Source organism: Streptomyces sp. NPDC093546 (genome assembly GCF_044765045.1).
GTDB lineage: Bacteria > Actinomycetota > Actinomycetes > Streptomycetales > Streptomycetaceae > Streptomyces.
The window spans coordinates 674524-682291 of the sequence record NZ_JBIWJG010000002.1 but is presented as its reverse complement, the minus strand read 5'-3'; the positions used below and the strand labels follow the sequence as shown (position 1 = coordinate 682291).

Below are 7768 nucleotides of genomic sequence, written 5' to 3'. Positions count from 1 at the left end.
GGACGCTTCCTTTGTACTCACCCTCTCGGGCTTTCCTCCGGGCGCTTCCCTTCGGTCTTTCGTGTTTCCAGCTTAGCAGATCCGTTTTCCGTTTCCGCCACCCGCTGGAGCGGGCTGCCGGGCCGTTCTTCGCTTTCGCGTTTCCCTTTCCGGCGGTTCCGACTCTATCAGATCCTTTCGGGCCTGATTCCCAGTCAGCGGGGTTGTCTTCCCGACCCGTTGGGCCGTTCCGACGAGTGAGACTTTAGCGAATCCCTTGCCCCGACGCTAATCGGGCTGCGTTCATTCGAACGCGGATCCTGCATTCCGCAAAAGCGCACGGAAAAACGAAACGACGACGTAGGTACGGCGGCGTTCGCCTGGAGTGGTTCTTGCGGAATGGCTGTCCGGGGACCGACCGGAGTCGGCGCTCACGTCGGACAACTCGGAGAACACTACGGATCCCGCAAACCCGTGTCAACCCGGGTCGGGCCACGTAGTCTGGAGGCATGACAACGCGCGTGTGCAACCTCCAGTGGTGGGCCGCCTGACGGCGGCCGACGCACACGCATGCACTCAACGGCCGCCGCCTCGGCGGCCGTTCGCGTTTCTCCCTCCCGGTGGGGGTCGGCCGCAGGTGGTGGCGGCCTCCATCAGAGGAAGAGAAGGGGAGAGCGCGATGACGCGGATCTTCAGTGGGGTCAAGCCGACGGGGCACCTGACGCTGGGCAACTACCTCGGGGCCGTACGGCGCTGGGTCGAGGTGGAGCAGCACCGGGCCGAGGCGCTGTTCAGCGTGGTGGACCTGCACGCGCTCACCGTCGAGCACGATCCGGCACGGGTGCGGCGGCTCAGTCGGCAGGCGGCGACTCTGCTGCTGGCGGCGGGGCTCGATCCGCGGCGCTGCACTCTCTTCGTACAGAGCCACGTGGACGAGCACGCGCGGCTGTCGTACCTGCTGGAGTGCACGGCGTACGACGGGGAGCTGCGGCGGATGATCCAGTACAAGGAGAAGGGGACGCTGGCGCGGGCGGCCGGGCAGAGCGTGCGGGTGTCGCTGCTGACGTATCCGGTGCTCATGGCGGCGGACATCCTGGCGTACGGGACCGACGAGGTGCCGGTGGGTGAGGACCAGGCGCAGCACGTGGAGCTCACGCGGGATCTGGCCGTGCGGTTCAACCAGCGGTACGGGCACACGTTCACCGTGCCGAAGGTGACGCGGCCCGCGGTCGCGGCGCGGGTCAGGGACCTGCAGGACCCGACGTCGAAGATGGGGAAATCGCACGAGAACGCGGCCGGGATCGTCTATCTGCTCGACGAGCCGGACGTGGTGCGGCGGAAGGTCCTGCGGGCGGTGACGGACAGCGGGCGGGAGGTGGCGTACGACCGGGACGCCCAGCCCGGGGTGGCGAACCTGCTCGATGTGCTGGCGGCGTGCACCGGTGGGGAGCCGGAGGTGCTGGCCGGTGCGTACGCGTCGTACGGGGCGCTCAAGAAGGACACGGCCGAGGCGGTGGTGGAGCTGCTGCGGCCACTGCGGGAGCGGCACGCGGAGCTGGTGGCCGATCCGGGATATGTGGAGGGGGTGCTGAGGGAGGGTGCCGAGCGGGCCCGGGCGATGGCCAGGCCCGTGGTGGACCGGGCCTACCGGGCGATCGGGCTCCTGCCCGCCACCTGACGGCGCCCTCCCGGGCTTCGGCCGTCAGCCGTTGCCGGAGGCGAGCTCGCGGCTGCGGTCGCGGGCCGCCTCCAGGGCCGCGATCAGGGCGGCTCGTACGCCGTGGTTCTCCAGCTCTCGGATGGCGCTGATCGTGGTGCCGGCCGGGGAGGTGACGGCTTCGCGGAGCTTGACCGGATGCTCGCCGCTGTCGCGGAGCATGACGGCGGCGCCGATGGCGGCCTGGACGATCAGGTCGTGGGCCTGGGCGCGGGGCAGGCCCAGCAGGATGCCGGCGTCGGTCATGGCCTCGACCAGGTAGTAGAAGTACGCCGGGCCGGAGCCGGAGAGGGCGGTGGCGGCGTCCTGCTGGGTCTCGGGGACGCGCAGGGTCTTGCCGACGCCGCCGAAGATCTCCTCGGCGTGGACGAGGTGCTCCTGGGTGGCGTGGCTGCCGGCCGAGATCACGGACATGCCTTCGTCGACGAGGACGGGGGTGTTGGGCATGACCCGGACGACGGGGGTCTGGGCGGCGAGGCGCTCCTCGATGAAGGAGGTGGGGATACCGGCGGCGGCGCTGATGACCAGGCGGTCGGGGGCGATGTGCGGGGCCAGTTCGTCGAGGAGCTTGCCCATGTCCTGCGGCTTGACGGCGAGGATGAGGGTGTCGGCGCGCTTGGCGGCCTCGGCGTTGCCGACGGGCTCGACGCCGTAGCGGGTGCGCAGCTCCTCGGCGCGTTCGGTGCGGCGGGCGGTGACGAGGAGGTGCTCGACCGGCCAGCCCGCGCGGATCATGCCACTGAGCAGGGCTTCGCCGATCTTGCCGGTGCCGAGGACTGCGACTGTCTGGGTCATGGCTCTGTTCACCTCGCCGGGGGAGTACGTGGGGCCATCCTCGCACCAGGGGCGTTGGGGCGGGTGGGGTGTCCGAGGAGCGGTACGGCGTGGGCGTCCGGGTGGGCCGGAACCGAATGGTGGTGGCGGCGGTCCTACCGGGCGGCTGGTGGGCGGGAAGGAGGACGGTCGTGTCCGGTGACCTGTCGGATGACGGTGAGGGGGGCGAACTGCGGTTCGTCCTGCGGGATCTGGGCCGTACGGGTGGTGAGGTGCGGGCCAGGCACAGACGGGCGGTGGGGGCCGGGCTGGTCACGGTGGCGGTGCTCGGCGCGGCGGCGGTGGGCGGGCAGGGCGCGCCCCATCCCCCGCCGCCGCCTCCACCGCTCCGTACGGCGTCCCCGCAGCCGCCTCCCGCGACTCCGCGGCCCCCGCAGCCCGCTCCTCACCGGACGGCGCCCCCGTCCGCCCCCTAGGCGGTGCGGCGGCGGAGGGTGGCGGCGCCGAGGGTGAGGACGAGGAGGGCGGAGGCGGCGACGACCAGGGCGTCCCGGACGAAGTCGGCGGTCATGTCGGTGTGGTGGAGGACCTGGGCCATGCCGTCGACGGCGTACGACATGGGGAGCACGTTCGAGAGGGCCTCCAGGAGCGGCTGCATCCGGTCGCGCGGGGTGAACAGGCCGCAGAGCAGGAGCTGCGGGAAGATCACGGCCGGCATGAACTGGACCGCCTGGAATTCGGAGGCGGCGAACGCCGAGACGAACAGGCCGAGCGCGGTGCCCAGCAGGGCGTCGAGGAGCGCCACCAGGAGCAGGAGCCAGGGGGATCCGACGACGTCGAGGCCGAGGAGCCAGAGTGCGAGGCCGGTGGCGAGGGCCGACTGGACGACGGCGAGCAGGCCGAAGGCGAGGGCGTAGCCGGCGATGAGCTCCGCCTTGCCGAGCGGCATGGCGAGGAGGCGTTCCAGGGTGCCGGAGGTGCGTTCGCGCAGGGTGGCGATCGAGGTCACCAGGAACATCGTGATCAGCGGGAAGATGCCGAGCAGCGAGGCGCCGATGGAGTCGAAGGTGCGGGGGCTGCCGTCGAAGACGTACCGGAGGAGCACGAGCATCAGGCACGGGACGACCAGCATCAGGGCGAGGGAGCGCGGGTCGTGGCGTAGTTGACGCAGGACGCGGGCGGCGGTGGCGAGGGTGCGGGAGCCGTTCATCGCGGGGTCTCCTGGCGGGCGTCGGCGGCTACGGCGTCGGCAGCCTCGGCGGTGTTGGCCGCGTCGACGAGGCGGAGGAAGGCCTCTTCGACGGTCCGGGTCTCGTGGCGGCGGCGCAGGGCGTCGGGAGTGTCGTCGGCCAGCAGTGCGCCGTCGCGCAGGAGGAGCAGGCGGTGGCAGCGTTCGGCCTCGTCCATGACGTGGGAGGAGACGAGGATCGTGGTGCCCCGCTCGGCGGCGATGCGGTGGAAGAGCTGCCACAGGTCGCGGCGCAGGACGGGGTCGAGGCCGACGGTCGGCTCGTCGAGGACCAGCAGGTCGGGCGCGTTGAGGAGGGCGACGGCGAGGGAGACGCGGCTGCGCTGGCCGCCGGAGAGCCGGCCCGCCAGGGCGTCGGCGTGGGGGGTGAGGTCGACGTCGGCGAGGGCGCGGGCGACGGCGGCTGCGCGGGCGTCGCGGTGGTCGCGGCCGGGCCGGAGGACGGCGGCGAAGTAGTCGAGGTTCTGCCGGACGGTGAGGTCGTCGTAGACGGAAGGGGCCTGGGTGACGTAGCCGACGCGGGCGCGGAGGGCGGGGTCGCCGGCGGGGCGGCCGAGGACGGTCAGGGTGCCGGTGACGTTGGCCTGGGTACCGGCGACGGCGCGCATGAGGGTGGACTTGCCGCAGCCGGAGGGGCCGAGGAGGCCGGTGATCCGCCCGGGCGGCAGGGCGAAGTCGAGGCCGCGCAGGACGGTGCGGGGGCCGCGGACGACGGTGAGGCCACGGGCTTCGACGGCAGCACCGGAGTGGTTATTCACCATGTGATGAATAGTTGCGCGCGCGGGAGGGCCCGTCAAGGGCTCGTCGTGGTGTCCCGGTGCTGGTGCCGCCGGGCGCCGGGCTACTTCCGCTTGGTGCGCTTGCGGGCGGCGGGGTTGCCGGCGCGGGTGGCGCGGCGCTTCTCGTACTGGGCGCGGGCCGTCTCGTACTCGGCGCGCGCCAGCTTCTCGCCGGGCGCCTCGGTGAGGGAGCGGACGAAGTAGGCGAGGAGGGAGCCGATGAAGCCGATCGCCTTGAGGCTGCGGAGGGCGTCCTCCCGGGAGGGGTCGGCGGGGCGGCGCGTGAAGCCCTGCCACGTCCTGCTGAACGCGATGGCCGTGCAGACGGCGAACATGACGACGACCAGGCCGTTGACGAAGCCGCCGACGTCGGCGATGGCCAGGCCCTGGTAGGCGAAGCGGAGGACGAGGGCGCTCGCGACGGCGGCGGCGAGCGAGCCGGCGGCGACACCGGCGCGCCGCAACCCGTACCCGCCGTCGTGGTCGACCCAGGTCGTACCGAAGAAACGGAGGGGTTCGGGCCGCGGCCCGGCGATCGTCTTGTCTGTCTGGCCTGTCTGGTCGTCGCTCACGGGCTCGATTATCGCCGGAGCGGCGGTACGGCGGTCAGGAGCAGCGCGGTGCGACGTACCCGTCGGTGCCCGTCCTCACGTACGCGTCGGAGACGAACTCGCCGTCCGCGATGTTGTCCCAGAGGGCGGTGGTGCCGTACGGGCCGGTGATGCGCTCGCCGGGCTTCTGGCAGTAGACCGGGACCCTCACGTCGTACGGGAGGGTCCGGATGATGCGGTACTGGGTGCCCGGGCCGGAGCGGACGTTGACCCGGTGGCCGGGGGCGATCGGGTAGCGGACGACGTCGGCGGCGGCGAACGCCGCCGTCGCGGCGGTCTCGGCGGCCCCCGCGGTCTCGGTCGTCTCGATGGTCCCCGTGGTCTCGGTGGTGTTTTCCATGTGGGCTGTGGCCCTTCCCCGTTGTGGTGAGCTGCGTTGCGCTGGGCTTCGCGCTGTGCGACGCGCAGGCTAGCAAGCCCCACCGTCATCGGCCGCACCATCGACTAGGCTCCGTGCGTCGCATGCGCGGCCGAATATCGACGGGGACCACGGGGGTGGGCGATGCCGCCGGTGCCGGGATACGCCGGTCAGTACCGCCTGGAAGCACGTCTCGGTGCGGGCGGGATGGGCGTCGTACACCTCGCCCGGTCGGCGTCCGGGCTGCGCCTCGCGGTGAAGGTGGTGCACGAGCAGTACGCCGCCGACCCGGAGTTCCGGGCCCGTTTCCGGCAGGAGGTGGGCGCCGCCCGCAGGGTGAGCGGCGCCTTCACGGCGCCCGTCGTGGACGCCGACCCGGATGCCGAGCGGCCGTGGATGGCCACGCTGTACGTGCCCGGCCCCACGCTCGCCGCCCAGGTGAAGCGCAACGGCCCCCTGGCCCCCGCCGAGCTGCGCCGGCTGACCGCCGGTCTCGCGGAGGCGCTGCGCGACATCCACCGCGCCGGTGTCGTGCACCGCGACCTCAAGCCCGGCAACGTCCTGCTCACCGACACCGGGCCGCGCGTCATCGACTTCGGCATCTCGCGGCCCGTCGACAGCGACCTGCGCACGGAGACCGGAAAGCTGATCGGGTCGCCGCCCTACATGGCGCCCGAGCAGTTCCAGCGGCCGAGGGAGGTCGGCCCGGCGGCGGACGTGTTCGCGCTCGGTTCGGTCCTGGTGCACGCGGCGACCGGGCGGGGTCCGTTCGACGACGCCAGCCCGTACATCGTGGCGTACCAGGTGGTCCACGACGAGCCGGACCTGGCCGGGGTGCCCGCCGACCTCGTGCCGCTCGTCGGCCGCTGCCTGGCCAAGGAGCCGGCCGACCGGCCGACGCCGGACGAGATCATGTCGGAGCTGCGGCCGCCCTCGTACGAGGCGACCGCGTTCATACCGGCCCAGCGCCGCCGGGAGCCTCCGGCCGCGCAGCCGGCTCCGGCCGAACCGGTTTCGGAAGGACCGCTGCCAGAAGAACCGGTTTCAGAAGAACCGGTTCGCCGGCGTCGCGCCCGGTGGCCCCTCGCCGCGGCCGCCGTCGTCGCGCTCGTCGCGGGCGGCGGCGGCACGCTGTGGGGCTTGAGCGGCGGTACGGGGCAGACGACGGCGCCCCGGACCGCCGGGGCCGCCGGGGCGGTGGCCTCCTTCTCGCCGTGGCGTGCGCCGCTGGGCACGTCCGGTGGTGACGCGGCGCCCGTGTGCGCGTACGCGGACGGCGCCTTGTACTGCGCGGCGCGCGGCAGCGGCCTCACCCGGCTCGACCCGCGCGACGGGCGGGCCGTCTGGTCGGCACGCAACGCGGCGGACGGCGAGGCGTCCGGGGCCGTCGAGCCCGTCGAGCCCGTCCAGCCGGTCGTGTCCGGGGGCCTGGTGCACACCGTCGCGCACGGCACCCTCCGTACGTACGCGGCCGACGACGGCACGCCCAAGTGGAGCGCCGACCTCTCCGCGTACGGCGGCGACGTCCACCACGCCGGGGACACGGTGCTGTTCGCGGCACCCTCGGGCAAGGTCACGGGCGTCGACGGGGCGACGGGGCGGACGCGCTGGCAGCACGCGCTGCGCGGCCACGCCCACCCGCGCTTCGGCCCGTACAGCGCGGAGACGGGACTGGTGTACGCCTTCGAGGTCGCGGGGACCGGGGCGAGCACGCTCGTCAGCGCGGTACGGCCGGGGGACGGTTCCGTCGTCTGGCAGCGGCGGCTGGACGGGCATCTGACTCCGGTGGGCACGACATCCGGCGGCGTACTGCACCTGACGTCGCGGGACCGCGACTCGCAGACGGACGCGCTGGTGCGGTACGAGCCGGAGGGGCGCGCCGTCCACCGCGTCCCGCTGCCGTTCCCCATGGCGGAGCCGCAGGTCGCGCTGGACGGGGACACGGCGTATCTGCTGGCGCGCAACGGCACGCTCGTCGCCGTCGACACGGAGCCGACGAAGGCGAAGGCGAAGGAGCTGTGGCAGCTGGAGACGTCCACCGGCCGGGTGTCCCGGCCGGTGGTGGCCCCCGGCGGCGGGCTGCTGTACTTCACGGCGGCCGACGGCAGGCTGCTGGCCGTCGACACGGCGCGCGCGGCGGTGCTCGGCCAGACCGAGCCGAGGCTGCGCGGCGGGAGGCTCGGCTACGCCGCCTCCCTGCCCGCGCCCCTCGTCACCGCCGACGGCGGCGCGGTCGTGGCGACCGCGCCGGACGGGTCGGTCTTCGCCGTGGCGGCGAAGGACCCGACCCGTTGGTGATCA

The 7768-nt window shown here is 73.3% G+C and carries 8 protein-coding genes; 3 read left to right on the top strand and 5 right to left on the bottom strand.

All coding sequences use genetic code 11. The features are described from left to right. Nucleotides 1–658 precede the first annotated feature (658 nt). A complete protein-coding gene (gene trpS / locus ACIRNI_RS06315; RefSeq protein WP_403548793.1) occupies nt 659–1657 on the top strand; it encodes a tryptophan--tRNA ligase in 999 nt (332 codons plus the stop codon). Nucleotides 1658–1681: 24 nt separating this feature from the next. Here trpS and proC read toward each other — a convergent pair whose 3' ends face one another. After that, a complete protein-coding gene (gene proC, locus ACIRNI_RS06310) occupies nt 1682–2491 on the bottom strand; it encodes a pyrroline-5-carboxylate reductase (RefSeq protein ID WP_403548791.1) in 810 nt (269 codons plus the stop codon). Nucleotides 2492–2661: 170 nt separating this feature from the next. On the opposite strand from proC, the gene ACIRNI_RS06305 reads away from it, so the two are divergent. Beyond that, on the top strand, nt 2662–2946 hold the full coding sequence (locus ACIRNI_RS06305) for a hypothetical protein (RefSeq protein ID WP_403548790.1): 285 nt from the start codon (nt 2662–2664) through the stop codon (nt 2944–2946). Here ACIRNI_RS06305 and ACIRNI_RS06300 read toward each other — a convergent pair. The 4 genes from ACIRNI_RS06300 to ACIRNI_RS06285 all read right to left on the bottom strand — a co-directional run bounded on the left by ACIRNI_RS06300 (nt 2943) and on the right by ACIRNI_RS06285 (nt 5449). After that, the gene (locus ACIRNI_RS06300; RefSeq protein ID WP_403548788.1) at nt 2943–3680 is read right to left on the bottom strand and encodes an ABC transporter permease; all 738 of its coding nucleotides are present in this window, start codon (nt 3678–3680) and stop codon (nt 2943–2945) included. The two genes, ACIRNI_RS06305 and ACIRNI_RS06300, sit on opposite strands and share 4 nt — an antisense overlap. Further along, complete coding sequence (locus ACIRNI_RS06295; RefSeq protein ID WP_403548786.1) at nt 3677–4480, bottom strand: ABC transporter ATP-binding protein; 804 nt, start codon at nt 4478–4480, stop codon at nt 3677–3679. Before ACIRNI_RS06295 ends, ACIRNI_RS06300 begins: the two co-directional genes overlap by 4 nt. Before the next feature lie 80 nt (nt 4481–4560). Continuing rightward, entirely contained in the window at nt 4561–5070 is a 510-nt protein-coding gene (locus ACIRNI_RS06290; protein ID WP_403548783.1) for a hypothetical protein, read from the bottom strand. Between the two features lie 34 nt (nt 5071–5104). After that, nucleotides 5105–5449 (bottom strand): SH3 domain-containing protein, encoded by a 345-nt coding sequence (locus ACIRNI_RS06285; RefSeq protein ID WP_403548781.1) that lies wholly within the window; start codon nt 5447–5449, stop codon nt 5105–5107. Between the two features lie 225 nt (nt 5450–5674). Between ACIRNI_RS06285 and ACIRNI_RS06280 the strand changes: the two genes are divergently transcribed. Beyond that, entirely contained in the window at nt 5675–7765 is a 2091-nt protein-coding gene (locus ACIRNI_RS06280; RefSeq protein WP_403548779.1) for a PQQ-binding-like beta-propeller repeat protein, read from the top strand. Nucleotides 7766–7768: the final 3 nt, after the last annotated feature.